Below are 26,023 nucleotides of genomic sequence, written 5' to 3' on the forward strand. Positions count from 1 at the left end.
TAGTTCGCGGGCGCCGCGAGGCCGCTGGGCGGGTCGCGGCGGACCCGCGCGCTCACGCGACCTGGATCGTCCAGATCACCTGCATGCGCCACACCATGACGGCGATCGACAGGCCGACCACGCCCATCACCACGACGCTCCAGCGGCCCCGCTCCACGAGCGCCCACCCCACGGCGGCCAGCGGCAGCAGCACGGCCGACACGAGGTACATCCAGAACTCGAGCAGGTCGCCGGTCGGCGGGTTCCCCGCCAGCGGCGCGACGACGGCGACGACCACCTGGGCGACGAGCAGCAGCTCGACGAGGGCGAGCGCCCCGACGCTGAGGTCGCTGGGGCGGCGGCCGGCGAGGCCCAGCACGAGGCACAGGAGCCCGGCGGCGACGGCGGCGATCACCTGCACGACCGTGAACCACAGGATCATGCGCGCACCTCTGGCATGTTCATGGCGCTCTTCAGCGCGGACCCGCGCGCCTCGACGATGCCGACGAGGCGCCCATCCGGATCGACGGCCGCGGCGACGGCGCCGGGCAGCCGAGCGGCCGCGCCCTCCAGCCGCTTGCCGTGGCGCAGGTCCCTCGCCTCGGCGGCGCTCACCTCCACGCGGCCGACCGCGCGCTCGGCGGCCGCGGCGGGGCCGATCAGCGCGTCGCCTGCGATCGCATCGACGGCGACCGCCTCCGCGACGTCGAAGCGCCCGATCCGCGTGCGCCGCAGCGCCGTGAGGTGCCCGCCGACGCCCAGCGCCTCGCCCAGGTCGCGCGCGAGGGCGCGGATGTACGTGCCGGAGGAGCAGTCCACGACCACGTCGAGGTCGATCCCGTCCGCGCCGCGGTGCGTCTCGAGCACCTCGAAGCGCGAGACGGTCACGGTGCGCGCCTTGAGCTCGACCTGCTCCCCCGCGCGCGCGAGGTCGTACGCGCGGCGGCCGTTCACCTTGATCGCCGAGACGCTGCTGGGCACCTGCGAGATCTCGCCCGTCAGCGCCGCGATCCCGCTCGCGATCCGCTCGTCGGTCGCGGCCTCGAGCGCGGCCGGCTCCGCGACCGAGACGGTCTCGCCCTCCGCGTCGTCCGTGGTGGTGTCCGCACCGAGCCGGATCGTCGCGCGGTAGGTCTTGTCGAGGCCGACGAGGTAGGTCAGCAGTCTGGTCGCGCCCTCGACGCCGAGCACGAGCAGTCCCGTGGCCATGGGGTCGAGCGTGCCGGCGTGCCCGATCTTGCGGGTGCCGAGCGCGCGGCGCGCACGCGAGACGACGTCGTGGCTGGTCATCCCGCCCGGCTTGTCGACCAGGAGGACGCCCGCATGCATGCCGTCCAGCCTACCCGCGGGCGGCCGGGGCCTCAGGCGCAGGGCTCGTACGGCGGCTCGTCGCGCTGGGTCATCGTGACGGACGAGACGCGATCGTCGCCGGCGGCGACCTCGAAGAACAGCGCGCCGTCGGCGGCATCCGCCTCGGCCTGGCGCAGGTACGTGGCCTCGCCGATCGTGGCGGGCACCTCCTCCGCCGCGGGATAGGCCGCGCGCACCTCGTCGCGCGTCGAGCCCAGCCCGATGCCGACGGGCGTGCGCGGGCCGCCGGCGGGATCGCCGAGGCCGCCCTCGACGGCGATCGTCTCGATCGCGCCCGACGAGCCGGCGACGAACCAGATGGAGAGGTCCTCGCCGCCGCTCCACGAGGCGACGTTCTCGCAGCCCTCGACGGGCGCCCAGTCCTCGGGCAGCTCGGCGAGCGTCGCCTCGAACGGGTCGCCCATCGCGACGAGCCCCACGGCGCCGCCGTGGATCACCCAGGTCGACGGATCGGCCGGGTCCTGGTCGTCCATCGTCACGGCGGCGTCCGACGGGAACGTCGTCGTCGAGGCACTGGAGGAGACGGTCGGGGACGGCGTCGCATCGCTCGTCGGGCTGGCGCAGCCCGCGACGGCGACGGTCGCGAAGACCCCGGCGAACAGGGCGAAACGGGGGTCGATCCGAGGCATGACCCCGACGCTACGCAACGCAGATCACGGTCGGGCCGCGGACGGATCACGGTTCGGTCGCGATCCGCACGGAGTTCCCTCGACGTGGCCTCCTAGGGCGTGTCTGACAATCGACGCCGTCGCGAGCATGGCCGGGCGTGCGTGGCTCGCAAGACCGAGGAGGGAGGCGATGCCGAAGCATCGTCGACCGACGAGGGCGCAGCGAGACGCGTGCGAACGGCCAGCGCAGTAGGCGAGAGATTGTCAGACGCGACCTAGGCTGGTGTGATGCCCGCCGCCGTCGCGACCGCCCTCGCCGAGAGGCTGCTGCCGTGGTACCGGGAGAACGCGCGGGCGCTGCCGTGGCGCGCGCCCGGCTTCCGCGCGTGGGGCGTGCTCGTGAGCGAGTTCATGCTGCAGCAGACGCCCGTCGCACGCGTGATCCCGCTGCTCGAGGCGTGGCTCGCGCGGTGGCCGACGCCGGCGGCGCTGGCGGACGACGCGCCGGCCGAGGCCGTGCGGGCGTGGGCGAACCTCGGCTATCCGCGCCGCGCGCTCTGGCTGCACCGCGCGGCGACCGAGATCCGCGACCGGCACGGCGGCGTGGTGCCGCGCGACGTCGACGAGTTGCTCGCACTCACCGGGATCGGCGACTACACCGCGCGCGCCGTCGCGGCGTTCGCGTACGGCGAGCGCCACCCGGTCGTCGACACGAACACGCGCCGCGTGCTCGCGCGCGCGGTCGCCGGTGTGGAGCACCCCGCGCCGCCGCACCGCCGCGACCTCGACGCCATGGCCGCGCTGCTTCCGGAGCCGCCGGAGGACGCCGCGCTCATGAACGCCGCGATGATGGAGCTCGGCCAGGTGGTGTGCGTCGCGCGCGCCCCGCGCTGCGGCGCGTGTCCCCTGCGCGACGCGTGCGCGTGGGTCGCCGCCGGCTCGCCCGCGACCCCGGACCTGCGCCGCCGGCAGGCGCGCTACGAGGGCAGCGACCGCCAGGCCCGCGGGGCGGTGCTCCGGCGGCTGCGCGAGGCCGACGGTCCCGTCGCGGCGCGGCAGCTGCTCGCGGACTGGCCGGACGCCGCCCAGCGCGACCGCGCGATCCTGTCGCTGCTGCAGGACGGCCTCATCGAGACCGACGGCGAGCACGTGCGCCTGCCCCGTTGAGCGGCCCCTTGACCCCACACTGAGCGCGCGTTTAGTGTGTTGAACATGAGTTCAGCCTCCGATCTGACGACGCGCGCACGGATCCGCGACGCCGCAGTCGCGCGATTCGGCAGGGACGGATTCGGAGCGTCCGTGCGCCAGATCGCGCAGGACGCCGGCGTGAGCCCGGCCCTCGTCATCCACCACTTCGGATCGAAGGCCGCGCTGCGCGAGGCGTGCGACGCGCACGTGATGAGCGCCTACGCGGCGGGCAAGGACGAGGGCCAGCGCACGATGCGTGACGGCGGGCCGCTCTCGCTGTTCGCCGACCTCGGGCGGTACGAGCCGCTGCTGCGGTACTTCCTGCAGACCATCCGCGAGGGCGGCGAGCCGGCGCGACGCATCGTGCGCGCCATGATCGCCGACGCGGACGACCGCGCCCCCGACGCGATCCGCGACGGCCTGATCCTCCCGAGCCGCGACCCGGCGGCGCGCAACCGCGTGCTCGTGCTCGCCGTGCTCGGCGCGCTCGCCCTGTCGGACCTCGCCGAGCCGGACCCCGCCGAGCCGGACGGATCGGGCGGGGAGACGGCCGACGCCGGGGCGCTCGCGATGCGCCTCTACGTCCCCCTCCTCGAGGTGCTCACTCACGGCTATCTCGCCTCGCCCGACGTCTACGAGGCCTTCCTGCGATCCCACGAAGGAGACCGCGAATGAACCCCATCGAGATCACCGGCCTGCGCAAGAGCTTCGGCCGCACTCGGGCGCTCGACGGGCTGGACCTGACCGTCGCCCCCGGGGAGGTGGCGGGGTTCCTGGGGCCGAACGGCTCCGGGAAGTCCACGACGATCCGCGTGCTGCTCGGGCTGCTGCGCGCGTCGGGAGGCAGCGCCCGGCTGTTCGGCGGCGACCCGTGGCACGACGCCGTGGCGCTGCATCGGCGCCTCGCGTATGTGCCGGGCGACGTCTCGCTGTGGCCCAACCTGACCGGCGGCGAGGCGATCGACCTGCTCGCGCGCTTCCGCGGCGGTCGGGCCGAGACACGGGACGCCCGCTTCCGACGGCGCTCGGCCTCGGGCTGCTGTGGCTCGGCTCCGGCTCGGTCATGGGCTCGCTCGGCGACATGCGCGCAATGCTCGAGCAGAACGCGCTCTACGCGGCGGGGCTCGGCAGCGACCTCGTGAACGGCTTCTTCAGCCTGCTCGCGCTGCTCGCCGCGCTCGGCGCGGCCTCGTGGGGCGTCGCGTCACTCGCACGGCTGCAGGCCGAGGAGACATCGGGACGAACGGAGACGGTCCTCGCCACGCGCGTCTCGCGCGGCGGATGGCTCGGCGGGTAGCTGACCGTGACGGCGACCGGCGTCGCGCTGCTCGCGCTCTCGGGCGCCGCGCTGCTGTGGCTGGGGGCGGCCGCGAGCGGGACGGACGATCTGCCCGACGCCGCGGAGCTGATCGGGCTCGGCGCCGCGTACCTGCCGGCGATCGCGGTCGTGGCCGCGCTGGCGGCCGCCGCCTACGCGTGGGCGCCGCGGATCACGTGGTTCGCGTGGCTGCCGGTGCTGTGGGGCGTCGTCGTCGGCATGTTCGACGACCTCTTCGACCTGCCGGATGCGGCCCGCGCGCTGTCGCCGTTCTGGTGGACGCCGAATCCGCTCACGGGCGCGGGCGGCGCGGGCGATCAGGCCGCGGCCGCGCCCGCCCTGTGGGGGCTGTCGGCCGTCGCCGCCGCGCTCGGGGCGCTCGCGTTCTGGGGCTTCCGCCGGCGGGGCGTGCCCGCCTGAGCGGATGCCGGCGCCGCGGAGCGGCCCGGCGAGTCAGTCCTCGCGCTCGCGCTCGTCCGCGCCCTCGTCGTCGTGACGGTACGGGTCGGCCTCGCCCGCGTACCGCCCCTCCTTCGCGAGGCTCGCGACGGCCTCGTCCTGCTCACGCGCGCGCCGCAGCAGCTCGCTGAGGTGCGAGGCCTCCTCGGGCAGCGCGTCGGGGATGAACTCGAGCGTCGGGGTGAGGCGCGTGTTGAGCTTGCGGCCCACCTCGCTGCGCAGCAGGCCGGTCGCGGCCTTGAGCGCCGCGGCGGTGTCCGCGCGCTCCTCATCGGTGCCGTAGACGGTGTAGAACACCGACGCATTCTGCAGGTCGCCCGTGACGCGCACGTCCGTGATCGTCACGAAGCCGAGCCGCGGATCCCGCAGCCCCTTCTGCAGTCGCTCCGACAGCACCACGCGGATGCGGTCGGCGACGCGGGCCTGACGTTCGCCAGCCATTGTCCCTCCCTGGGAATGCCTCTGCCGGGCGGTCGAAGGACCGCCCGGCAGAAGCCATTGAATCACTCCGGATCAGGCGCGAGGCTTCTCGACCATCTCGATGGTCTCGATCTCGTCACCGACCTGGATGTCGTTGAACTTGCCGAGGCCGATACCGGCCTCGTAGTCGGTCTTGACCTCGGTGACGTCGTCCTTGAAGCGACGCAGCGACTCGATGGCCAGGCCATCGGCGAGCACCACGCCGTCGCGGATGACGCGCGCCTTGGCGTTGCGCGTGATCGTGCCGCTGCGGACGATGACACCCGCGATGTTGCCGAACTTCGAGGAGCGGAAGACCTCGCGGATCTCCGCGAGACCCGCCTGGGCCTCCTCGTACTCCGGCTTGAGCATGCCCTTGAGCGATGCCTCGACGTCGTCGATCGCGTTGTAGATGACGTTGTAGAACCGGATGTCCACGCCCTCGCGCGCCGCGGCCTCGCGGGCCTTGGTGTCGGGGCGCACGTTGAAGCCGATCACGATCGCGTTGTCGATCGTGGCCAGGTTCACGTCGGACTCCGTGATGGCACCCACACCGCGGTGGATGATCCGCAGCTGCACCGAGTCGTCGACCTCGATCTTGAGGAGCGACTCCTCCAGCGCCTCGACGGCACCGGACACGTCGCCCTTGATGATGAGGTTGAGCGACTCGACCTTGCCCTCCTCGAGCGCCTTGGTGAAGTCCTCGAGCGACATGCGCTTGCGGGCCTTGGCCAGCTGGGCGTTGCGCTCGACGGCCTCGCGCTTCTCGGCGATCTGGCGCGCGGTGCGGTCCTCGTCCGTGACGATGAACGTGTCACCGGCACGCGGAACGGAGTTCAGACCCTGCACCTGCACCGGACGCGACGGAGCCGCCTCGGTGACGGCGTCGCCGTTCTCGTCGATCATGGCGCGGACGCGGCCGTAGGCCGTTCCCGCGACGATCGCGTCGCCGACGCGCAGCGTTCCCGACTGGATGAGGACGGTCGCCACCGATCCGCGGCCCTTGTCGAGCTTCGCCTCGATCGCGACACCGCGGGCGGCCTTGTTCGGGTTCGCCGTGAGGTCGAGACCCGCATCGGCCGTGAGCAGCACGGCGTCCAGGAGGTCCTGGATGCCGATGCCCTCGCGGGCCGACACGTCGACGAACATGACGTCGCCGCCGTACTCCTCGGCCACGAGACCGTACTCGGTCAGCTGCTGACGCACGCGGGCCGGGTTGGCGTCGGGCTTGTCGATCTTGTTGACCGCGACCACGACCGGCACGCCGGCCGCCTGGGCGTGGTTCAGCGCCTCCACCGTCTGCGGCATGATGCCGTCGTCGGCGGCGACCACGAGGATCGCGATGTCGGTCACGTCGGCACCGCGGGCACGCATGGCCGTGAAGGCCTCGTGACCGGGGGTGTCGATGAACGTGATCGCGCGCTCGATGCCGTCGTGCTCGGTCCAGATCTGGTAGGCGCCGATGTGCTGCGTGATGCCGCCGGCCTCGCCCGCGACGACGTTCGTCTGCCGGATCGAGTCGAGCAGTCGCGTCTTGCCGTGGTCGACGTGACCCATGACGGTCACCACCGGAGGACGGATCTCGAGGTTCTCCTCGTCCTCCTCGAGCTCCTCCTTCTCGAGGTCGAGCCCGAAGCCCTCGAGGAGCTCCTTGTCCTCGTCCTCGGGCGAGACCATCTGCACCTTGTAGCCGAGCTCCGCGCCCAGCACCTCGAAGGTGGCCTCGTCGAGCGACTCGGTGGCCGTGGCCATCTCGCCCAGGTGGAACAGCACCGTCACGAGGTTGCCCGGGGGCACGCTCATCCCGCTGATGATCTCGAGCTTGTCGGCGAAGTCCGCGATGGATGCGCCGCGGCGCATGCGGATGATCGTGTTGCCGTCGCCGCGGGGCACCTTGACGCCACCGACGATCGGCGCCTCCCGCATCTCGAACTCTTGACGCTTCGCCCGACGCGACTTGCGCTGCTTCGACTTGCCGCCGCCCTTGCCGAACGCGCCGGCCGTGCCGCCGCGTCCGCGACCACCGGGGCCGGGACGACCGGGGAAGCCACCGCCGGGGGCTCCGCCGGGGCCGCCGGGGCGGAAGCCGCCGCCACCGGCACCGCCGGGACGACCGGGACCGCCCGGGCGCTGCTGGAACGGCGCGCCGGGACGACCGGCGCCGCCGGGACGGCCGGGGCGACCAGGACCGCCGGCGCGGGGAGCGCCGGGACGCGGGGCGCCGGGGCGCGGCGGCTGCGGCTTCGGGATGTTGCCGGGCGTGGGGCGCTGCCCCATGCCCTGCGCCGAGGCGAAGGGGTTGTTGCCCGGGCGCGGGCCGGCCGGGCGCTTCCCCATGCCCTGCGCCGTGCTGAACGGGTTGTTTCCGGGGCGGGGGCCGCCGGGGCGCGGACCGGCACCGGGGGCCGTGCCACCGGGCGAGGGCGCCGCGCTTCCCGGCGAGGGAGCCGCGCTGCCGGGCGAGGGCGCCTTGCTGCCCGGCGAGGGAGCCGCGCTGCCGGGCGAGGGCGCCTTGCTGCCCGGCGACGGGGCCGAGCTGCGGGGCGCGGGCGCCGCTTCGGCGGCGGGCGCCTCGGCCGGCTTCGGCGCGGGCGCCGGGGCCGCCGGCTCGGCCTTGGGGGCCGGAGCGGCGGGGCCGGGCTTGGCCGCCGGGCGCGCCGGGGCCTTCTTGCGGGCGTCGGCGGGCTTCGCACCGCCGGCGGGCTTGGCGACACCCTCGGCCTCCAGCGCGGCGCGCAGCTTGCGCGCGACGGGCGGCTCGATGGTGGATGACGGGCTCTTGACGAACTCGCCGAGATCCTTCAGCTTCGCGAGCGCGACCTTGCTGTCGACTCCCAGCTCCGCTGCGATCTCATGTACGCGTGGTTTAGCCACAATTCTCCTGTCTGGGCGGCCTGCCCAGACAGGGGCAGACCATCAAAGGCGGACGGGTCTCATTTCGAGCCGTTCACTTGGTTTCCATAGCTGTTCAGCCATTCCTCGAAGGTCTGCGTCTCGAGCGGGCCCGACACGCGCAGAGCTCGTACGAAGGCGCGGCGCCGGATGGCGTTCTCCACGCATTCGCGCGTCGGTTGCACCCACGCGCCGCGCCCCGGCATCGACGCCCGCTCGTCCAGGACGAGTTCGGACCCGACGGCCACCGCTCGAAGGAGGGAGGACCGGGGAGCACGCATGCGACAGCCGACGCACGTTCGTACGGCTTCCATCGTACTACTCTTTCCTCGCCCGCTCGTCTGCGGACGGATCGTGCACGGACACGAGATTTCGACTCGGTCGCTGCGCTCCCTCGCTCAATCTTGAACCGCGCCGCATCAACGCCGCATCCGCGGCATTGATCCGTCACGCTTCAAGAATGCTGTCGGGCTGGATGTCGATCTTCGCGCCCGTGAGCTTGGCGGCGAGGCGGGCGTTCTGCCCCTCCTTGCCGATCGCGAGCGAGAGCTGGTAGTCGGGCACGAGGGCGCGCACGGCCTTCGTCGACGCGTCGAGGACGAAGCTCGACGACACCTTGGCGGGCGAGAGGGCACTGGCGACGAACGTCGCGAGGTCCTGGTCGTAGTCGACGATGTCGATCTTCTCGCCGCTGAGCTCCTCGGTGACGGCGCGCACGCGGCGGCCCATCTCGCCGATGCAGGCGCCCTTGGCGTTGATCGACGGGTCCTTGGCGACCACCGCGATCTTCGTGCGGTGGCCCGCCTCGCGCGCGAGCGACGCGATCTCGACGAGACCGCTCGCGATCTCCGGCACCTCGAGCGCGAACAGCTTGCGCACGAGGCCGGGGTGAGTGCGCGAGACCGTGATGGCGGGCCCCTTGGTGCCCTTCGACACGCTCGTGACGTACACCCGCAGGCGCTGTCCGTGCGAGTAGTCCTCGCCGGGCACCTGCTCCTCCGGCGGCAGGATGGCCTCGACGGTGCCGAGGTCGACGTGGATCATGCGCGGGTTCGGCCCCTGCTGCACGACGCCGGCGACGATGTCGCCCTCCTTGCCGCGGAACTCACCCAGCACGGCGTCGTCGGCGATGTCGCGCAGGCGCTGGCTGATGACCTGCTTGGCCGCGTACGCGGCGATGCGCCCGAAGTCCTCGGGGGTCGACTCCTCCTCGCCGATGACGGCGCCCGACTCGTCGGTGACCGGCACGTAGATGCCGACGTGACCGGTCTTGCGGTCCAGCTCGGCGCGGGCGCCCTCCGGCACCTCACCGCCCTGGGAGACGTGCTTGCCGTAGGCGGTGAGCACCGCCTGCTCGATGACCCGCACGAGCTCGTCGAACGGGATCTCCTTCTCACGCTCGACGGTGCGCAACAGCCCGAGATCGATGTCCACAGCGGCCTCCCTATTCAGCTCTCATCGGCAATCCGGCTCGCCGATATCCCTCCGACATTACCGGATGGGAACGCGAGCCCGCTGTGAGCGGCCCGCCCCGCGCGGCCCGCGCCCGGCGCGCGGGCTCGCGCCGGGCATGCCGCTCGGAGCACACTGACACTGGATGGGCGTGACGTTCGCCGTCATCCTCCTCTTCTGCTTCCCCTTCGCATTCAGCGCGCTGCAGGCCAACACCATCGCCGCGTCGAGCACCGCCGCGGTCGGCTCCCTCGTCGGCGCGGACGTCTCCGGCTGGATGCCGCTCGTCTCCGGCGTCGTCGTCGCCGTGCTCACCGGCGCGGTCATCTTCGGCGGCGTGCGCCGCATCGCGCACGTGTCTCAGGCGATCGTGCCGCTCATGGCGCTGCTGTACCTGCTGCTCGGCTCGCCGTCGTCGTCATCGAGATCGACCGGCTGCCGGCGGCGTTCGCCTCCATCTACACCGAGGCGTTCGGCTTCAACGAGGTGGTCGGCGCCGCGCTCGGCACCATCGTGCTGCAGGGCGTCAAGCGCGGCATGTTCTCGAACGAGGCGGGCCTCGGATCGGCCCCGAACGCGGGCGCGTCGGCCGCCGTGACGCACCCCGTCAAGCAGGGACTCGTGCAGTCTCTCGGCGTGTACTTCGACACGTTCCTCGTGTGCTCGATCACGGCGTTCACCGTGCTCGTGGCCGTGCCGGATCTCGGCGGCGCCGAGCAGGGCATCGCGCTGACGCAGACGGCCCTGGCCGCCACGCTCGGCGACTGGTCGCTCACCGCGCTGGCCGTGATCGTCTTCCTGCTGGCCTTCAGCTCGATCATCGGCAACTACTACTACGGCGAGTCCAACCTCGAGTTCATCACGACCCGCCGCGGCTGGCTCACGGTCTTCCGCGTGCTCGTCGTCGTGGCCATGCTCGCCGGGGCCGTCGCGTCGGCCGCGGTCGTCTGGAACCTCGCCGACGCGCTGATGGGGCTCATGGCGCTCATCAACCTCATCGCGCTGGCGTTCCTCTCGGGCATCGGCTTCCGCCTGCTGCGCGACTACACGAGGCAACGCCGCGAGGGTCGCGATCCGGTCTTCACGCGCGAGCTGCTGCCCGGCGTCGGCGGTATCGAGTGCTGGGAGGACGAGGCCACCGTCACCGGCCCCCTCGACCTGCCCACGCGTCGCCGGCAGGCGTCGAAGCACGCCGACCACCTGCGCGGCTGAGACGCACGGGGCACGACGAAAGGCCGGGCGGGAACATCCGCCCGGCCCTTCGTCGATCGCGCGTCAGGCCGTGCGCACCGGCCGGCGGCGCAGCACCATCAGCAGGCCGCCCGCCACGAGCAGCACCGCGGCACCGAAGGCGATGCCGAGCGGCAGCTCCGCGCCCGTGACCGCCAGCGATCCGTCGGCCGTGATGGTCACGTAGACCCAGCCGACCACCTCGCCGGAGGCGTCCGTCACGGCGAGCCGGTGCACGCCGGGCGCGATGCCCTCGGGGATCACGTAGGTGAGCGCCCCGTCGGCGGTCGCCACGGCGGTGCCGAGCGAGGTCGGCTCCGAGAACAGCCACCCGCTCAGCGTCTGGCCGGCATACGACTCGTCCACGTAGACCGTGATGCGACCGCCCGGCTCGAGCGCGCCCGACACGGTGAGCCCGCCCCGCCGCTCGGGAGTGAGGTCGTCCGCGGACGGCGCCGCGCCCCGGCCGTTCCCGTTGCCGATGCCGTTCCCGTTGCCGATGCCGTTCCCGTTGCCGATGCCGTTCCCGTTGCCGTTGCCGTTGTTCCCGTTTCCGTTTCCGTTGCCGTTTCCGTTGCCGTTCCCGTTCCCGTTGCCCGGCTCGGTGTCGGCGACGACGGCACGTCCCAGCGCCGGCGGATCGACCACCTCGTGCGCGGCGAAGTAGTCCACGCTCGCGCTCAGGTCGATGAGACCCGTGTCCGCCGTGCCCGTGCCCTCGGCGAAGGTGCCGAAGTTGTCGCCGCCGCCCGCGAGGAACGAGTTGGTCACGACGAGGATCTCGTCGTCGGCCGCGATCTCCTCGCCGTTCAGCGTCATCTCGAGGATTCGCTCGCCCCGCGCCGCCTCGGGGTCGTACTCGTACGAGAATCCGTCCGAGACGCCCAGGTGCAGCTTGGGCCGCGACGATCCCTCCGGCTGCCACTGCTCCTCGAGCACCTGCTCGAGCTGCGCGCCGGTGAGGGTGGTCGTGACCAGCGTGTTCGCGAAGGGCTGCATCGCGGCCGCCTCCGCGTACGTCACGATCCCGTCCTCGCCGTACAGCAGATCGGCACGGACGCCGCCCGGGTTCATCAGGCCGATCGCCGCATCCTGCGAGCCGCCGTACGAGGGGTTCTCGCTCGACGCGGCCCACAGGTAGACGTCGGCGATGAAGTTGCCGGCCGTCGACTCGACGCCGCGATCCTCCGCGCCGGTGGCCGTCTTGCCGCGGGTGATGTCGTCGCTGATCTGTCCGACCTTCTCGGCTCCCCGCACGTCGGCCTCGGCAACGGCCGCGTCGACGATCGCCTGCACCTCGGGGTCGGCCTCGGCGTACGGCACGCCGTCCGGGTCGACAAGGTCGAGGTGCGACGCCGAGATCGAGAGGAGCTCGTCGGCCTCGGTGTCGTACTCCAGGTCGAGCACGCCCAGCGTGGTGCCGTACTGGTGCGACTGGACGACCGGGCGGTCCTGCCCGTCGGGGCCGGGCAGCTCGCACAGGTACTGCTGGTGCGTGTGGCCGGACACGATGGCGTCGATCTCCTCCGACGCACCGCGAACGAGCTTGCCGTAGTCGGTGTCCTCCGTGCCGATGGTGGTGCAGTCGGCACTCGCCGATCCGTCGTGCGTCAGCAGCACGATCACGTCGGTCTCGTCCGCGATCTCCCCCGCCACGCGGTTCGCGGCCTCCAGCTGATCGCCGAACTCGATGTCCGCGATGCCCGTGGGGCTCACGAGCGTCGCCGTGTCGGCCGTCACCGTGCCGATGAAGCCGACGCGGACGCCGTCGATCTCGCGGATCGCATACTCCTGCAGTGCCGGCGTGGTGGTGCCCGCCTCGTACACGTTGGCGCCGAGCGCGAGATCCTCGCTGCCGTACGCGGGGATGACCCGATCCGTCAGGTCGGCGAAGCCGTGGTCGAACTCGTGGTTGCCCACGGCGCTCACCGCGAGGCCCGCGGCCTTCAGCGCGTCGATGGTCGGCTCGTCCTGCTGGATGAACGAGGTGAACGTCGATGCGCCGATGTTGTCTCCCGCCGAGACGAACAGCGTGTTCGGGTTGTCGGCCGTGAGGGCGTCGACGGCGCCCGCGAGCACGCCCGCGCCCGCCGAGTCGCCGTCCGCCGCGATCCGGCCGTGGAAGTCGTTGATCGAGAGCAGCTGCAGGTCGACGACGCCGTCCGTGTCGAGCCCCACGACGATCGGGTTGTGGTCGCTCGTGCGGAAGACCGAGTCGTCGTACAGCAGCGTGGCGTTGTAGTTGTAGCGGCTGTATTCGAAGGCGACCTGCTCCTGCCCGTTGATCTGCCACACGTCGACGTCGGCCACCAGACTCAAGGCATCGGCGTTCGCGTACACGTGGTCGAGCGAGCCCGACATGCCGTCGTACACGTAGGTGGCCTCGCCGCCGTTGAGGGCGTAGTTCAGGTTGGTGAACCCGGCGCCCTCGATGATCATCGCGGGATCCTCCATGGCGTACGAGTTGAAGTCACCCGTGAGGAAGACGGCGTCGATGCCCGTGAGCTCCTGCACCTCGGCGGTGTAGGCGACCAGCGCCTCGGCCTGCTCCTTGCGGTCGGCGTTGTAGCAGCTCTGCTCGTCGAGGTCGCCGTTCTCCCCCGTCGCGTCCGAGCAGCCCTTCGACTTGAGGTGGTTCGCCGAGACGAGGAACGCGTCGGCGTCGGCGGCGCCCGCGGGCTTGAAGGCCTGGAACAGCGGCTCGCGCGCGTTCACGAACGCCGGGTCGTCGATCAGGATGTGCGACTCGCCGACCGTCTCGATCTCGTCCACCTGGTAGATGAAGGCGTTGCGGATGACGTCCTCATCGGCGGGCAGCGTCGCGGGGCTCTCGACGTAGGCCCAGACGTCCTCGCCCGCGTACTCGTTGAGCGCGTCGACGAGGGTCGCGACGGCGAAGTCGCGGTCCTTGCCGAACGCGGCCGAGTTCTCGACCTCCTGCAGCGAGAGGATCGACGCGTCGAGCTCGGTGATCGCCTTCACGATCTTGATCTCCTGGCGCTCGAAGCTCTCGGTCGTCGCCGCGCCGCGCGGTCCGTCGGGGTCGCAGCGGTTGGCGCCGATCCGGTTGCCCTCGCGGTCGGTGTAGTACGTGCAGGTGCCCAGCCCGAGCTCGACGAACTCCTCGGCCGTGGTCGGGAAGTAGTTCAGCACATTGAAGTTGGCGATGCTGATGTCGCCGAGCACCGGCTCCGGCGAGGCGTTGGGGGTGCGCTCGTCGCTGAACACGACGTGCTCCTGCCCCGCGCCCACGATCGGCGTGGTGGGCTGCAGGCTCCACCCGTCGAAGCGGTAGTCGAGCACGAACGGCTTCTGGAACGACACGTCCGCGCCGACCCGCACGGGGTTGTCCGGCGTGAGGTACGACAGCGGCACGTCCTTCTGGTTGTTGAAGTTGGTGCTGCGGCCGTCGTCGAGCGTGATGGTGCGCGCCGCGTCGGCAGCCTTCTGCTGCGCGATCGCCGCCTCGTCGTGCGGATCGATGTAGGCGGTCAGCTGCGGGATCGGCTCGCCGCCCTGCACGAGCGAGAACGATCCGTAGTAGTTCGCGTCGTAGTTGTCGGTGACGGTGAACTCGTCCTCGAACAGGACGAGCTCGCTCATGTGGGCCTGCCTGCCCTCCTCCGTGGCAACGGCCTCCCACGACGCGAGCGGCACGACCTCGCCGAGGTCGGCGTCGGTGATGTCGATCAGGTCGCCGTAGATCTGGCGCAGGCCGTTGTACTCGCCGCGGTCGCCCGTGACCAGCACGCTGTCGCCGACCGCGGGGGTGACCGCGGCGCTCGGGTTGTAGACGAAGATGGCGTCGGAGACGGCGTCGGACGGGTCGCCCGCCGGGTCCTGGATCGTGAAGCCGTTGAAGCCGCCCTCGCGGTAGTCGGCGGTCACGACGCCCTCGACGGTGACCTCGGTGCCCGTGGCGGCCTGGTTGGCCTCGGCGATCGTGATCGGCTCGCCGGGCTCGGTCGGCACCTCGGGCTCACCGGGCACCTCGGGCTCACCGGGCTCCTCGGGGTCGGTGGGCTCCTCCGGCTCGGCCGCCGTCTCGCCGGCGGCGTTCGTCGGCGTCGGGGCGGCGACCACGAAGTCCGTCGCGTTGTTGTCACTGTCCGCGCCGACGGTCGCGCGCTGAGCGCTCGTCGCGTTGGTCGTGCCCGCCGCCGGGGCGCCCTCGAACGCGACGGCGCCGCTGCCCCAGCCGATCATGTCGACGAGGCCCTCGGCGCCGGCGAGATCGCCGGTCGTCGCGGCGTACTGACCGGTTCCCTCGTGGAGGTAGACGCGCCCCGTCGAGCCCGACAGGTTCGGCGACGTCGCCACCTGGTCGGCGGCCGGAAGCGGCTGCCCGTTGCCGTTGCCCGCGGCGAGCTGGACGAGGAAGTAGCCCCCCGCCACGATCGTGCCCTCGAGCGCCACCGTGCCGCCCGAATCCCCGCCTGCCGACTTGTAGTCGATCGTCAGGCCCGCCAGATCGACCTCCGCGGTCGTGGGGTTGTACAGCTCGATGAAGTCGTTCTGGAAGGCGGCGCCGCTGTTGCCGCCGCCCCCGTAGACCTCGTTGATGACGATGTTCGACCCGTCGGGCGCCGCGGTGGCCGCCGCGGGGGTGAGTGCGACGATGCCGCCGGTGGCCAGGGTCGCCGCGGCGACGGCCGCGAGGCGTCGTCGCATCGTGGGCAGGGTTCGTTGCATGGATGACTCCGTCAGAGAGGGGGCGTGTACGGGCATGCTTCCACGGGCATGCGACATCCTCGCGACGGCCAGATGACGCGCTCCTGAACGACCCCCCTCACCGCCTGGGCACCTGCGGGCAGCCGCCCCGCGGATGCGGAGAGGCCGCCGCGGGCATGCCCGCGACGGCCTCTCCGACGGTCCGCTCAGGCGGTCAGACGCACCACGGCCTCGGCCGCCGGCACCGTCTCGCGCTCGCCCGTGCGGCGATCCCACAGCTCGACCTCGCCGTCCGCCGCCCCGCGGCCGACCACGAGCAGCTTCGGCACGCCGATCAGCTCGGCGTCGCCGAACTTCACACCGGGAGAGGCCTTCGGGCGGTCGTCGTAGAGCACATCCATCCCCGCCGCCTCGAGGTCGGAGACGACCGACTCGGCGAGCCGGTACGCGTCGTCTCCCTTGCCCGTGGCGACCACGTGCACGTCGAACGGCGCGACGGAGGCGGGCCAGATCAGCCCGCGCTCGTCGTTGGACAGCTCGGCGATGATCGCGAGGATGCGCGTCACGCCGATGCCGTAGGAGCCCATCGTGACGGTGACCTGCTTGCCGTTCTCGTCGAGCACCTTGAGCCCGAGGGCCTCGGCGTACTTGCGGCCCAGCTGGAAGACGTGCCCGATCTCCATGCCGCGTGCCAGTGTGACCGGCCCCGACCCGTCGGGCGCGGGGTCGCCGTCGCGCACGGTCGCGACCTCGAGGAAGCCGTCGGCGATGAAGTCGCGGCCGGCGACCAGGCCGTACACGTGCGCGTCGTCGGCGTTGGCGCCGGTGATCCACGTCGTGCCGTCGACGACGCGCGGGTCGAGGAAGTAGCGGATGCCGGTGGCCGAGTCCTCGCCGAGCAGCGGGCCGGTCGCTGTCCACGGGCCGATGAAGCCGCGCACGAGGAGCGTGTTGCGCTCGAAGTCCTCCGCGGTGGCGGGCTCGACCTCGGCCGGCGCGAAGGCGACCTCGACGCGCTTCATGTCGACGTCGCGGTCGCCGGGAAGGCCCACGACGACGACCTCGCGCGTGCCGTCGAGGTGACGCAGCGCGAGCACGACGTTCTTCAGCGTGTGCGCCGCCGTCCAGCCGCCCTCCGGCGCGCCGGGGACGACCTCGTTGGCGTGCGCCACGAGGGTCTCGATCGTCGTCGTGCCCGGCGAGTCGAACACGACCGGCTCGGGCTTGCCGTCGAACGGGATCGGCTCGGGGACGAGGGTCGTGAACGCCTCGACGTTGGCGGCGTACCCGCCCGCGCTGCGCACGAACGTGTCCTCGCCCACCGGCGTGGGGTGCAGGAACTCCTCGCTGCGCGAGCCGCCCATCGCGCCGGCGTCGGCCTGCACGATCACGTACTCGATTCCCAGGCGCTGGAAGATGCGCTCGTAGGCGTCGCGCTGCGCCTGGTACGACGCGTCGAGTCCCTCGTCGGTGTAGTCGAACGAGTACGCGTCCTTCATCGTGAACTCGCGGCCGCGCAGCAGGCCCGCGCGGGGGCGCGCCTCGTCGCGGTACTTCTCCTGGATCTGGAAGATCGTCAGCGGCAGGTCCTTGTACGACGAGTACAGATCCTTCACGAGCAGGGTGAAGACCTCCTCGTGCGTCGGCGCCAGCAGCATGTCGGCGCCCTTGCGGTCCTGCAGGCGGAACAGCGCGTCGCCGTACTCCTCCCACCGGCCGGTCGCCTCGTAGGGCTCGCGCGGCAGCAGCGCCGGGAAGTGCACCTCGTAGGCGCCGGCGGCGGCCATCTCCTCGCGGATGATGGTCTCGAGCTTGGCCTTGACCCGCAGGCCCAGAGGCAGCCACGCGAACACGCCTGGCGCCTGGCGCCGGATGTACCCGGCGCGGACGAGCAGCCGGTGGCTCGTGACCTCGGCGTCGGCCGGGTCCTCACGGAGCGTGCGGAGGAAGAAGTGCGAGAGACGGGTGACCACGCGTCAAGTCTAGGGTTCCCGCGGGCGCGGGCCGGGCGGGGCCTACGCTGAGACGATGGTCACGATCCTCCTCACCGGGTTCGAGCCGTTCGGCGGCGACGCGCGCAACCCCTCGGGCGACGCCGTCGCCGAGGTCGGCCGCGCCTGGAGCGGACCGGAGCGGCTGATCACCGCGATCCTCCCCGTCGCCTTCGACGCCGCCGCCGAGCGGATGCGCGCGCTGATCGCCGAGCACACGCCGGACGTCGTGATCGCGACGGGGCTCGCGGGCGGGCGCACGCACATCACGCCCGAGCGCGTCGCGATCAACCTGCGGGACGCGCGCATCCCCGACAACGCCGACGCGCAGCCGATCGACGAGCCGAGCGTGGCGGGCGGGCCGGCGGCGCACTTCGCCTCGCTGCCCGTGAAGGCCATGGCGCGCGCGATCGGCGACGCCGGCATCCCCGCGGCCGTCTCGCACACGGCCGGCACGTTCGTGTGCAACCACGTGATGTACGTCGCCGCGGACGAGGCCGCGCGCCGGCCGGGCATGCGGGCCGGATTCGTGCACGTGCCGTGGTCGGACGAGGTCGCCCCGGAGGGCGCGCCGTCGCTGCCGGCCGGCGACATCGCGCGGGCGCTGGCCATCGCCGTCCGCACGGCGGCGGACGTGCGGGCCGACGACGCGGCGAGCGCGGGCGCCCTGCACTGAGGCGGCCCGGCGCCCGTGCCTCGACGGCGCGGCTTCGCCGCTCCGCTCGGCCCGTCTCCGCTTCGTTCGCTTCGCTCGTTCCGGTCGACGAGCTCGGGTTGCGGTCGTCGACCGGAGGCGGCGCAGCCGCCGGAGCGGAAACGGGTTGAGCGGAGGCCGCTCCGACGGCCGGAGTCGAAACCGCCGCGCAGCCCACCCGTAGGCTGGCGGCATGCCGGCCCGACACGCGCACCTGTCCTCGACCGCCGTGCGGGGCGCACTCGCCGAATCGCTCGCCGAGCTGCGCCGCGATCTGGAGCTGCCCACGGCCTACCCTGCCGAGGCGGAGGCCGAGGCCGCCGCCGTCGTCGACGGTCCCCCGGTGGACGGATCCGACGACGAGCGCGAGGAGCTCGCCGACGTCCCGTTCCACACGATCGATCCGGCCGGCTCGCGGGATCTCGACCAGGCGCTGCATCTGGAGCGCGCCGGCGAGGGCCTGCTCGTCCGCTACGCGATCGCGGACCTCGCGGCCTTCGTGCGCCCGGGCGGCGCGCTCGACGCCGAGACCCGCCGGCGCGGCCAGACGCTGTACGCGCCCGACGGATCGGTGCCGCTGCATCCGCTCGTCCTCTCCCACGGCGCCGCGTCGCTGCTGCCCGGCGAGCGCCGGCGCGCGTACGTGTGGACCTTCCGCCTCGACGGCAGGGGTGCCGTGCGCGAGACGCGGCTCGTGCGCGCGTGGATCCGGTCGGTGCGGCAGTGGACGTACGCCGAGGCGCAGGCGGCGATCGACGACGGATCGGCCCCCGCCGCGGTGGCGCTGCTGCGGGAGTTCGGCCCGCTGCGCATCGCGCTCGAGGCTGAACGCGGCGGCGCGAGCCTGAACTCCCCCGAGGAGGAGGTCGTCGAGGGCCCGGACGGCTACGAGCTGCGCCGGCGCACTCCCCTGCCCGTGGAGGAGTGGAACGCGCAGCTGTCGCTCATGACGGGCATGGCGGCGGCCGATCTGATGCTGTCGGCCCGGGTGGGCATCCTGCGCACCCTGCCGCCGGCGGAGCCCGAGGCGCTCGCGGAGTTCCGCCGCAAGGTCGCGCTGCTCGACCGCCCGTGGCCGGAGGGGATCGCGTACGGCGAGTACCTGCGCCGGCTCGATCCGGCCGACGCCGCGACCCCCGCGGTGCTGCAGGCCGCGTCGGCGCTGTTCCGCGGCGCCGGCTACGCGCCCTTCGACGGCGAGCCGCCCGCGCAGGCGGAGCAGGCGGCGATCGGCGCGCCGTACGCGCACGCCACCGCTCCCCTGCGGCGGCTCGTCGACCGGTGGGCGCTGGCGATCTGCGAGGCGGAGGCGAACGACCGCCCGATCCCCGCGTGGGCACGCGAGTCGCTCTCGGAGCTGCCGCGGATCATGCAGGAGTCGGGCGCGCTCGCCAGCCGCCTGGAGGGCGGCGCGGTCGACCGGATCGAGGCGGCCGTGCTGCACGGCCGCATCGGCGACGTGCTCGACGCGGTTGTGCTGGCCGAGACGAAGGGCGGCGCGCGCGTGCAGATCGCCGATCCGTTCGTCACCGCGACCATCCGAGACAAGCCGGACCCGGGATCCCGCATCCGCGTGCGCGTGGTCGACACCCGCATCCCCTCGGGCGAGGTCGACCTCGAGCTCGTGCTCTGACGCCGAACCCGCGCCCGTTCGCCGAACCCGCGCCGGATCCGGAGCGGGCTCGAGGATCGGGCGCGGGTTCGCGGGAGACGGGGCGTGGACCGTGTGCGCGGTGATCTAGCGTGGTGCCATGAAGTTCTCGCTGTGGCTGCCCGCCGATCTGCCCTGGTCCGACCTCCACGCCGCCGCGACGCACGCGGCCGATGCCGGATGGCGGGGCGTGTGGCTCGAGGACCATTTCATGGACAACACCGACGAGCCCAACGACGGCGCGCGCGGCGAATGCCTGACGCAGCTGACGGCGCTCGCGGCGACGGTGCCCGGGATTCGGCTCGGATCGATGGTGCTGGGCAACACCTACCGGCACCCGGGCGTCGTCGCCAAGCAGGCCGCCGCGCTCAGCGACATCAGCCAGGGCCGCTTCGTGCTCGGCGTGGGCGCGGGCTGGCAGGAGAACGAGCACCGCGCGTTCGGGATCGAGTACGGCGACGTGCCGAGCAGGATCCGCTGGTTCCGCGAGGCCCTCGCGATCTGGAAGGGCCTGCGCGACAGCGCTCACGACGGCCGCGAGTTCGTGGACTTCTCCGGCGAGCGCTACACGCTCGAGCACGCGTCGCTGAACCCGAAGCCGCACCCGAGCCTGCCGATCCTCATCGGCGGCAAGGGAGAGAAGGTCATGCCCAGGCTCGTGGCGGAGTTCGCCGACGAGTGGAACTTCTGGTCGACGCCGGAGCAGTACGGCCCGAAGAACGAGATCTTCACGGCCGCGCTCGAGAGGGCCGGACGCGACCCGAAGAGCCTCTGGCGCACGACGCAGGCGCTCACGTTCCAGCAGCCCGACGGCGCCGAGAAGGCCGCGCAGCTGGGCCGCCCCGCGATCGGCGGCACCCCGCAGCAGCTCGTCGACACGATGGCCGCGTACGCCGCCGCCGGCGTCGACGAGTTCATCCTGCCGCTCACCTCGATCCGCGACGTCGCGAAGATCAACGACCTCGGCGATCGCTTCCTCGCCGAGGTCGCGGCGCACGTGGACTGACCGGCCCCGACGCCCCCGGAGGCGTCGCGCCCCGTGCGTTCCCACCGCGTCGCGCGGTGACATCGACGCGAACGCGCCCATCGGCCGCCTGCGCATGACATCATCTGCGTATGGACGCAGATACACGGGCTTGCGGATTGGACCCGGACGGCACCTTCGTGGAGCTGGCGGTCGAGGTGTTCCAGATGCTCGCGGACGCGACCCGCGTGCGGATCATCCTGGCGCTGCGGCGGTCGGGCGAGCTGTCGGTGAACCACCTCGCCGACATCGTCGACAAATCCCCCGCCGCGGTCTCGCAGCACCTCGCGAAGCTGCGCATGGCGCGGATCGTCGCCGCGCGGCAGGAGGGCCAGCGCGTCTTCTACCGCCTCGAGAACGAGCACGCGTCGCAGCTGGTGACCCAGGCGATCCAGCAGGCCGAGCACACGATCGGGCGCCCGCACCACCACGGGGCGGCGCGATGAGCGGGCACGCGCACGATCCGGACCACGGCCGCGCGCACGCGCACCCGCGCGGGCTGCGCGGCTTCCTGCACGAGGTGCTCGTGCCCCACACGCACGATGCCGCCGACGCGATCGACGACGCCCTCACCTCGCACGCGGCGGGCATCCGCGCGGTGCGGGTGAGCCTCGCGATCATGCTCGCCACCGCCCTGGCGCAGGCGGTGATCGTCGCCTTCAGCGGCTCTGTCGCCCTGCTGGCCGACACGATCCACAATCTCTCCGACGCGCTCACGGCCGTGCCGCTGTGGATCGCGTTCTCGCTCGCGCGGCGGCGCCCCTCCCGCATCTACCCGTACGGCCTGGGCCGCGCGGAGGACGTCGCAGGCCTCGTCATCGTGGCGGCGATCGCCGCCTCGGCCATCGTGGCCGCCTGGCAGGCGATCGAGCGGATCATCGACCCGCAGCCGATCTCGAACGTCGGGTGGGTGATGGCCGCCGGGGTCGCCGGCTTCGTCGGGAACGAGGCGGTGGCGATCTACCGGATCCGCGTGGGCCGGCGGATCGGATCGGCGGCGCTGATCGCCGACGGCGTGCATGCCCGCGCCGACGGCTTCACCTCTCTCGCGGTCGTGCTCGGCGGGCTCGGCGTGCTGCTCGGCTTCCCGCTCGCCGACCCGATCGTGGGCCTGCTGATCGCGGCCTTCATCCTCGTGCTGCTCGTCGGCACCGTGCGCTCCGTCGGCCGCCGGCTGCTCGACGGCATCGATCCGCGCCTGCTCGATCGCGCCGCGCACGCGCTGGAGCACGTCGACGGCATCGCGTCGGTGGAGCGGCTCCGCCTGCGCTGGGTCGGCCACCGGCTGCACGGGGACGCCGTCGTCACGGTCGCGGCAACGACGCTCGCCGAGGCCGACGCGATCCGCATCGCCGCACGGGCGCAGGCCGCCGCGCACCTGTCGCACCTCGACGAGTTCTCGGTCGAGATCCACCCCGCCACCGCCGTGACATCCTGAGAGGATGCGCCTCCCCTTCCGCCAGGTCGACGTCTTCAGCGCCGAGCCGCTGCTCGGCAACCCCGTCGCGGTCGTCCACGACGCCGACGGCCTCACGGACGCGCAGATGGCGGCGTTCGCCCGCTGGACCAACCTGTCCGAGACGACGTTCCTGCTGCGTCCCACCGACCCGGCAGCCGACTACCGGCTGCGCATCTTCACCCCGGGCGGCGAGCTGCCGTTCGCCGGCCACCCGACGCTCGGCTCGGCGCACGCGTGGCTCGAGGCCGGCGGCTCGCCCGCCGGCGAGGGCATCGTGCAGGAGTGCGGCGTGGGGCTCGTGACGCTGCGCCGCGTGGCCGGGCGGCTCGCATTCGCCGCGCCGGAGCTGCGACGCTCTGGTCCGGTGGAGGAGCCGCTCGTCGCCGGGATCGGCGCGGCGCTCGGCCTGGCGCGCGAGGAGATCCTCGACGCGGCCTGGTGCGACAACGGCCCGGGCTGGGCCGGGATCCGGCTGGCCGACGCGGCGGCCGTGCTCGCCCTCACACCGGACTTCGCGGCCCTGCCGGCCGACGTCGGCGTCGTGGGCCCCTACGCCGCCGGGTCGGAGTGCGCAATCGAGGTCCGCGCGTTCTGCCGCCCCGAGATGGGCCTCGGCGAGGATCCCGTGACCGGCTCGCTGAACGCCGCGCTCGGGCAGTGGCTCGCCGGCACGGCGCTGCCCGCTTCGTACGTGGCCTCGCAGGGCACCGCCCTGCAGCGCCGCGGGCGCGTGCACGTCTCGCGCGAGGGCGAGGCCGTGTGGGTCGCCGGCGACACGCTCACGACGATCCGCGGTGAGCTCGCGCTCTGACGCCCGTCGTGTCGGCGGTGCCCGCTACGGTCGTGCCATGACCGAATGGACCGTGGACGAGCACCTGCGCGACAAGCCGGAGGCGGCGATCGCGATCTACCGTCGATTCGAGGAGCTCGTCGCGGCGTGCGGTCCGTACACGCTCTCACCGTCGAAGTCGTCCATCACCTTCAAGGGCACGCGACGCGGTTTCGCGGGCGCGCGCCCCGCGGCGACGGGGCTGCGGGTGTACCTCGACCTGCAGCGGGCGGTCGACGATCCACGCGTCCGGAGCGTCGCGCCGTACACGAGCCGGCTCTTCGTCCACCACCTGACGATCACCTTGCCCGAGCAGATGGACGAGACGTTCGCGGGCTGGGTCGCCGAGGCGTACGCCGTGGGGGCCGGCGCGCATATGGCCTGACTCAGGCGCTCGCGGCGAGCTCGCGCGTCATGAACACGCTGTTCGGATCCTCCGCGTAGTCGGCGAACGGCGGGCACTCCGCGAATCCGTGCCGCGCGTAGAGCCGCCGGGCGGGCGCGAAGTGCTCCTCGCTGCCCGTCTCGAGGCTGAGGCGCCGGTAGCCGCGCGCGGATGCCTCCGCGAGGATCGTCGCGAGGATCGCGGCGCCGACACCACGGCCACGGGCCGCGGCGCGCGTGCGCATCGACTTGATCTCGCCGTGCGTCTCATCGAGCTCCTTGAGGGCACCGCATCCGAGCGCCTCGTCGCCGTCCCACGCGCTCCACACCGTCACATCGGGCGACTCGAGCGCCGCGAGCGGCAGGGCGTGCACGCTCTCGGCGGGGCTCGTCGCGTACATCTCGTCGAGGTGCTCGGCGATGAGGTCGCGCACCGCCGGCGCCGTGAGGTCGTCGGGAACGATGCGCATGCCTCGAGGATATCCGCGCGGCCGTGCCGGTCTCGACTGCGCGATACCACGTCGATACCATCGCACCATGGCGATGACACTGCGGATCCCCGAGGAACTGGATGAGGCGCTCACGACGATCGCGGAGGCCGAGCACACCTCGAAGCACGCGCTCATCCTGAGCGGGCTGGAGCAGCTCGTGCGCGAGCGGCTGCAGGCCGCTCAGGTCACCGCGGGGCTCGAGGTCATCCTCGCGCGCGACAAGGGTCTGCTGAAGCGGCTCGAGGACGCGTGATGGTCCGCTACCTGACGCTCGAGAACGCGCTGAGCGTCATCGAGCGGCTGGGGCTGCACGTGCGCGACGCCGGCCTGCTCGCCTCGGCGCTGTCGCGCCCGCAGGCGGGATTCGGCGGAACGGACGTCTACCCGGAACTGTCGGGGAAGGCGGCGGCCCTCATGGAGTCGCTCGCCCGGAATCACCCACTGTTCGACGGCAACAAGCGGACCGCCTGGGTGCTCACCCAGCTGTTCCTCTGGCTCAATGACCGTGTCGTCGAGGCGGATGAGGACGACGCCTTCGACCACATCATCGCCGTCGCGAGCGGACGGGTCGACACGGAGGCGTCGACCGCCTGGTTCGCGGAGCGGATCCGGCCCCGCTGATCAGGCGGTGACGACCTGCGCGGTGCCGAGCGGGGCGTCGGGGCCCATCTCGGCGGCGATGCGGTTGGCCTCCTCGATGAGCGTGGGCACGATCTCGGCCTCGGGCACGGTCTTGATGACCTCGCCCTTCACGAAGATCTGGCCCTTGCCGTTGCCGCTCGCCACGCCGAGGTCGGCCTCGCGGGCCTCGCCGGGGCCGTTCACGACGCAGCCCATGACGGCCACGCGCAGCGGCACCGTCATGTCCTTCAGGCCCTCGGTGACGTTGTCGGCGAGCGAGTAGACGTCGACCTGCGCGCGACCGCACGACGGGCACGAGACGATCTCGAGCTTGCGCTCGCGCAGGTTGAGCGACTGCAGGATCTGGTGCCCGACCTTGACCTCCTCGGCCGGCGGCGCCGAGAGCGAGACGCGGATCGTGTCGCCGATCCCCTCCGACAGCAGGATGCCGAACGCCGTGGCGCTCTTGATCGTGCCCTGGAACGCGGGCCCGGCCTCGGTGACGCCGAGGTGCAGCGGCCAGTCGCCCCGCTCGGCGAGCAGGCGGTAGGCCTTCACCATGACGATGGGGTCGTTGTGCTTGACCGAGATCTTGAAGTCGTGGAAGTCGTGCTCCTCGAACAGGCTCGCCTCCCACACCGCCGACTCGACGAGCGCCTCGGGCGTGGCCTTGCCGTACTTCTCGAGCAGGCGGCGGTCGAGCGAGCCCGCGTTCACGCCGATCCGCAGCGACACACCGGCGTCCTGCGCGGCCTTGGCGATCGCGCCGACCTGGTCGTCGAACTTGCGGATGTTGCCCGGGTTCACGCGCACGGCCGCGCAGCCCGCGTCGATCGCCTGGAAGACGTACTTCGGCTGGAAGTGGATGTCGGCGATCACGGGGATCTGCGACTTCTTCGCGATGATGTGCAGCACGTCGGCGTCGTCCTGGCTGGGCACCGCCACGCGCACGATCTCGCAGCCGCTCGCCGTGAGCTCGGCGATCTGCTGCAGGGTCGCGTTGATGTCGGTGGTCGGCGTCGTGGTCATCGACTGGACGCTGATGGGGGCGTCGCCCCCGACGAGCACCTTGCCCACCCGGATCTGGCGGGACTTGCGGCGCGGGGCGAGCGTTTCGGGGACGCGGGGCATCCCGAGGTTCACGGCTGGCACGCCTTCCAGGGTAGTCCGCGCACCTGAGGGAAGGCCCGATCCGGGTGCCGTTCGCTCGCGCCGGATTTGCCGCCGGTCGCGGGGCGCGTATAGGTTGACC

At 72.5% G+C, this 26,023-nt stretch carries 24 protein-coding genes and 2 pseudogenes; 15 read left to right on the forward strand and 11 right to left on the reverse strand.

Features of this window, described 5'->3' with window-relative positions; genetic code table 11:
* Nucleotides 1–52: 52 nt before the first annotated feature.
* Genes ACYVJ0_RS06585 through ACYVJ0_RS06595 form a run of 3 tightly spaced genes read right to left on the reverse strand, consistent with a single transcriptional unit; the run spans nt 53 to nt 1,979 of the window.
* Nucleotides 53–421, reverse strand: coding sequence for a hypothetical protein (locus ACYVJ0_RS06585; protein WP_460816797.1), 369 nt, complete (start codon nt 419–421; stop codon nt 53–55).
* The gene (gene truB / locus ACYVJ0_RS06590) at nt 418–1,308 is read right to left on the reverse strand and encodes a tRNA pseudouridine(55) synthase TruB (RefSeq protein ID WP_460816799.1); all 891 of its coding nucleotides are present in this window, start codon (nt 1,306–1,308) and stop codon (nt 418–420) included. The genes ACYVJ0_RS06585 and truB overlap by 4 nt, the downstream gene beginning before the upstream one ends.
* 32 nt (nt 1,309–1,340) lie before the next feature.
* Nucleotides 1,341–1,979, reverse strand: coding sequence for a hypothetical protein (locus tag ACYVJ0_RS06595; protein WP_449854469.1), 639 nt, complete (start codon nt 1,977–1,979; stop codon nt 1,341–1,343).
* A gap of 267 nt (nt 1,980–2,246) precedes the next feature.
* On the opposite strand from ACYVJ0_RS06595, the gene ACYVJ0_RS06600 reads away from it, so the two are divergent.
* From ACYVJ0_RS06600 to ACYVJ0_RS06620, 5 genes and pseudogenes are all read left to right on the forward strand, one after another.
* Complete coding sequence (locus ACYVJ0_RS06600) at nt 2,247–3,125, forward strand: HhH-GPD family protein (protein ID WP_460816800.1); 879 nt, start codon at nt 2,247–2,249, stop codon at nt 3,123–3,125.
* Between the two features lie 45 nt (nt 3,126–3,170).
* Nucleotides 3,171–3,821, forward strand: a complete 651-nt coding sequence (locus ACYVJ0_RS06605) for a TetR family transcriptional regulator (RefSeq protein WP_460816802.1) — start codon at nt 3,171–3,173, stop codon at nt 3,819–3,821.
* Nucleotides 3,818–4,171 (forward strand): annotated as a pseudogene (locus ACYVJ0_RS06610) (ATP-binding cassette domain-containing protein); the annotation flags it as partial. The gene ACYVJ0_RS06605 and the pseudogene ACYVJ0_RS06610, both read left to right, overlap by 4 nt.
* Nucleotides 4,172–4,236: 65 nt before the next feature.
* Nucleotides 4,237–4,443: a hypothetical protein gene (locus tag ACYVJ0_RS06615; RefSeq protein WP_460816803.1), complete on the forward strand. Its 207-nt coding sequence runs from the start codon at nt 4,237–4,239 to the stop codon at nt 4,441–4,443.
* Between the two features lie 6 nt (nt 4,444–4,449).
* The gene (locus ACYVJ0_RS06620) at nt 4,450–4,884 is read left to right on the forward strand and encodes a hypothetical protein (protein ID WP_460816805.1); all 435 of its coding nucleotides are present in this window, start codon (nt 4,450–4,452) and stop codon (nt 4,882–4,884) included.
* Nucleotides 4,885–4,917: 33 nt separating this feature from the next.
* Here ACYVJ0_RS06620 and rbfA read toward each other — a convergent pair whose 3' ends face one another.
* The 4 genes from rbfA to nusA form a co-directional block, all read right to left on the reverse strand.
* Entirely contained in the window at nt 4,918–5,364 is a 447-nt protein-coding gene (gene rbfA, locus ACYVJ0_RS06625; RefSeq protein WP_460816807.1) for a 30S ribosome-binding factor RbfA, read from the reverse strand.
* 72 nt (nt 5,365–5,436) lie between these two features.
* Complete coding sequence (gene infB, locus ACYVJ0_RS06630) at nt 5,437–8,256, reverse strand: translation initiation factor IF-2 (protein ID WP_460816808.1); 2,820 nt, start codon at nt 8,254–8,256, stop codon at nt 5,437–5,439.
* Nucleotides 8,257–8,315: 59 nt separating this feature from the next.
* Nucleotides 8,316–8,522 carry a YlxR family protein gene (locus ACYVJ0_RS06635; protein WP_460816810.1) on the reverse strand — a complete coding sequence of 69 codons (207 nt, stop codon included), beginning with the start codon at nt 8,520–8,522 and terminating at the stop codon, nt 8,316–8,318.
* Nucleotides 8,523–8,721: 199 nt separating this feature from the next.
* On the reverse strand, nt 8,722–9,708 hold the full coding sequence (nusA, locus tag ACYVJ0_RS06640) for a transcription termination factor NusA (RefSeq protein ID WP_460816812.1): 987 nt from the start codon (nt 9,706–9,708) through the stop codon (nt 8,722–8,724).
* Between the two features lie 163 nt (nt 9,709–9,871).
* Between nusA and ACYVJ0_RS06645 the strand changes: the two are divergent.
* A pseudogene (locus ACYVJ0_RS06645) lies at nt 9,872–10,938 on the forward strand (alanine/glycine:cation symporter family protein).
* Between the two features lie 63 nt (nt 10,939–11,001).
* On the opposite strand, the gene ACYVJ0_RS06650 reads toward ACYVJ0_RS06645, so the two are convergent.
* Both ACYVJ0_RS06650 and ACYVJ0_RS06655 read right to left on the reverse strand, forming a co-directional pair.
* On the reverse strand, nt 11,002–15,627 hold the full coding sequence (locus tag ACYVJ0_RS06650) for an ExeM/NucH family extracellular endonuclease (protein WP_460816814.1): 4,626 nt from the start codon (nt 15,625–15,627) through the stop codon (nt 11,002–11,004).
* Between the two features lie 206 nt (nt 15,628–15,833).
* A complete protein-coding gene (locus ACYVJ0_RS06655; RefSeq protein ID WP_460816816.1) occupies nt 15,834–17,600 on the reverse strand; it encodes a proline--tRNA ligase in 1,767 nt (588 codons plus the stop codon).
* A 55-nt stretch (nt 17,601–17,655) separates the two neighbouring features.
* On the opposite strand from ACYVJ0_RS06655, the gene pcp reads away from it, so the two are divergent.
* The 7 genes from pcp to ACYVJ0_RS06690 all read left to right on the forward strand — a co-directional run bounded on the left by pcp (nt 17,656) and on the right by ACYVJ0_RS06690 (nt 23,660).
* The gene (gene pcp, locus ACYVJ0_RS06660) at nt 17,656–18,294 is read left to right on the forward strand and encodes a pyroglutamyl-peptidase I (RefSeq protein ID WP_460816817.1); all 639 of its coding nucleotides are present in this window, start codon (nt 17,656–17,658) and stop codon (nt 18,292–18,294) included.
* A gap of 211 nt (nt 18,295–18,505) precedes the next feature.
* Nucleotides 18,506–19,945, forward strand: coding sequence for an RNB domain-containing ribonuclease (locus ACYVJ0_RS06665; RefSeq protein WP_460816819.1), 1,440 nt, complete (start codon nt 18,506–18,508; stop codon nt 19,943–19,945).
* Between the two features lie 118 nt (nt 19,946–20,063).
* Nucleotides 20,064–20,969: an LLM class flavin-dependent oxidoreductase gene (locus tag ACYVJ0_RS06670; RefSeq protein WP_460816821.1), complete on the forward strand. Its 906-nt coding sequence runs from the start codon at nt 20,064–20,066 to the stop codon at nt 20,967–20,969.
* A 110-nt stretch (nt 20,970–21,079) separates the two neighbouring features.
* Nucleotides 21,080–21,433, forward strand: a complete 354-nt coding sequence (locus tag ACYVJ0_RS06675; RefSeq protein ID WP_460816823.1) for an ArsR/SmtB family transcription factor — start codon at nt 21,080–21,082, stop codon at nt 21,431–21,433.
* Nucleotides 21,430–22,425: a cation diffusion facilitator family transporter gene (locus tag ACYVJ0_RS06680; protein WP_460816824.1), complete on the forward strand. Its 996-nt coding sequence runs from the start codon at nt 21,430–21,432 to the stop codon at nt 22,423–22,425. Before ACYVJ0_RS06675 ends, ACYVJ0_RS06680 begins: the two co-directional genes overlap by 4 nt.
* Before the next feature lie 4 nt (nt 22,426–22,429).
* Nucleotides 22,430–23,257 carry a PhzF family phenazine biosynthesis protein gene (locus ACYVJ0_RS06685; protein WP_460816826.1) on the forward strand — a complete coding sequence of 276 codons (828 nt, stop codon included), beginning with the start codon at nt 22,430–22,432 and terminating at the stop codon, nt 23,255–23,257.
* Nucleotides 23,258–23,294: 37 nt separating this feature from the next.
* Nucleotides 23,295–23,660, forward strand: a complete 366-nt coding sequence (locus ACYVJ0_RS06690; RefSeq protein ID WP_460816828.1) for a DUF5655 domain-containing protein — start codon at nt 23,295–23,297, stop codon at nt 23,658–23,660.
* 1 nt (nt 23,661) lies between these two features.
* Here the strand turns inward: ACYVJ0_RS06690 and ACYVJ0_RS06695 are convergent, their stop codons facing one another.
* Nucleotides 23,662–24,129: a GNAT family N-acetyltransferase gene (locus ACYVJ0_RS06695; protein WP_449854486.1), complete on the reverse strand. Its 468-nt coding sequence runs from the start codon at nt 24,127–24,129 to the stop codon at nt 23,662–23,664.
* A 67-nt stretch (nt 24,130–24,196) separates the two neighbouring features.
* Between ACYVJ0_RS06695 and ACYVJ0_RS06700 the strand changes: the two genes are divergently transcribed.
* A complete protein-coding gene (locus tag ACYVJ0_RS06700) occupies nt 24,197–24,403 on the forward strand; it encodes a hypothetical protein (RefSeq protein ID WP_460816830.1) in 207 nt (68 codons plus the stop codon).
* Nucleotides 24,403–24,771 (forward strand): type II toxin-antitoxin system death-on-curing family toxin, encoded by a 369-nt coding sequence (locus ACYVJ0_RS06705; RefSeq protein ID WP_449854488.1) that lies wholly within the window; start codon nt 24,403–24,405, stop codon nt 24,769–24,771. Before ACYVJ0_RS06700 ends, ACYVJ0_RS06705 begins: the two co-directional genes overlap by 1 nt.
* On the opposite strand, the gene ispG is transcribed toward ACYVJ0_RS06705, so the two are convergent.
* On the reverse strand, nt 24,772–25,923 hold the full coding sequence (gene ispG / locus ACYVJ0_RS06710) for a flavodoxin-dependent (E)-4-hydroxy-3-methylbut-2-enyl-diphosphate synthase (protein ID WP_460816832.1): 1,152 nt from the start codon (nt 25,921–25,923) through the stop codon (nt 24,772–24,774).
* Between the last annotated feature and the right edge of the window lie 100 nt (nt 25,924–26,023).

It is taken from the genome of Microbacterium petrolearium (genome assembly GCF_054782875.1).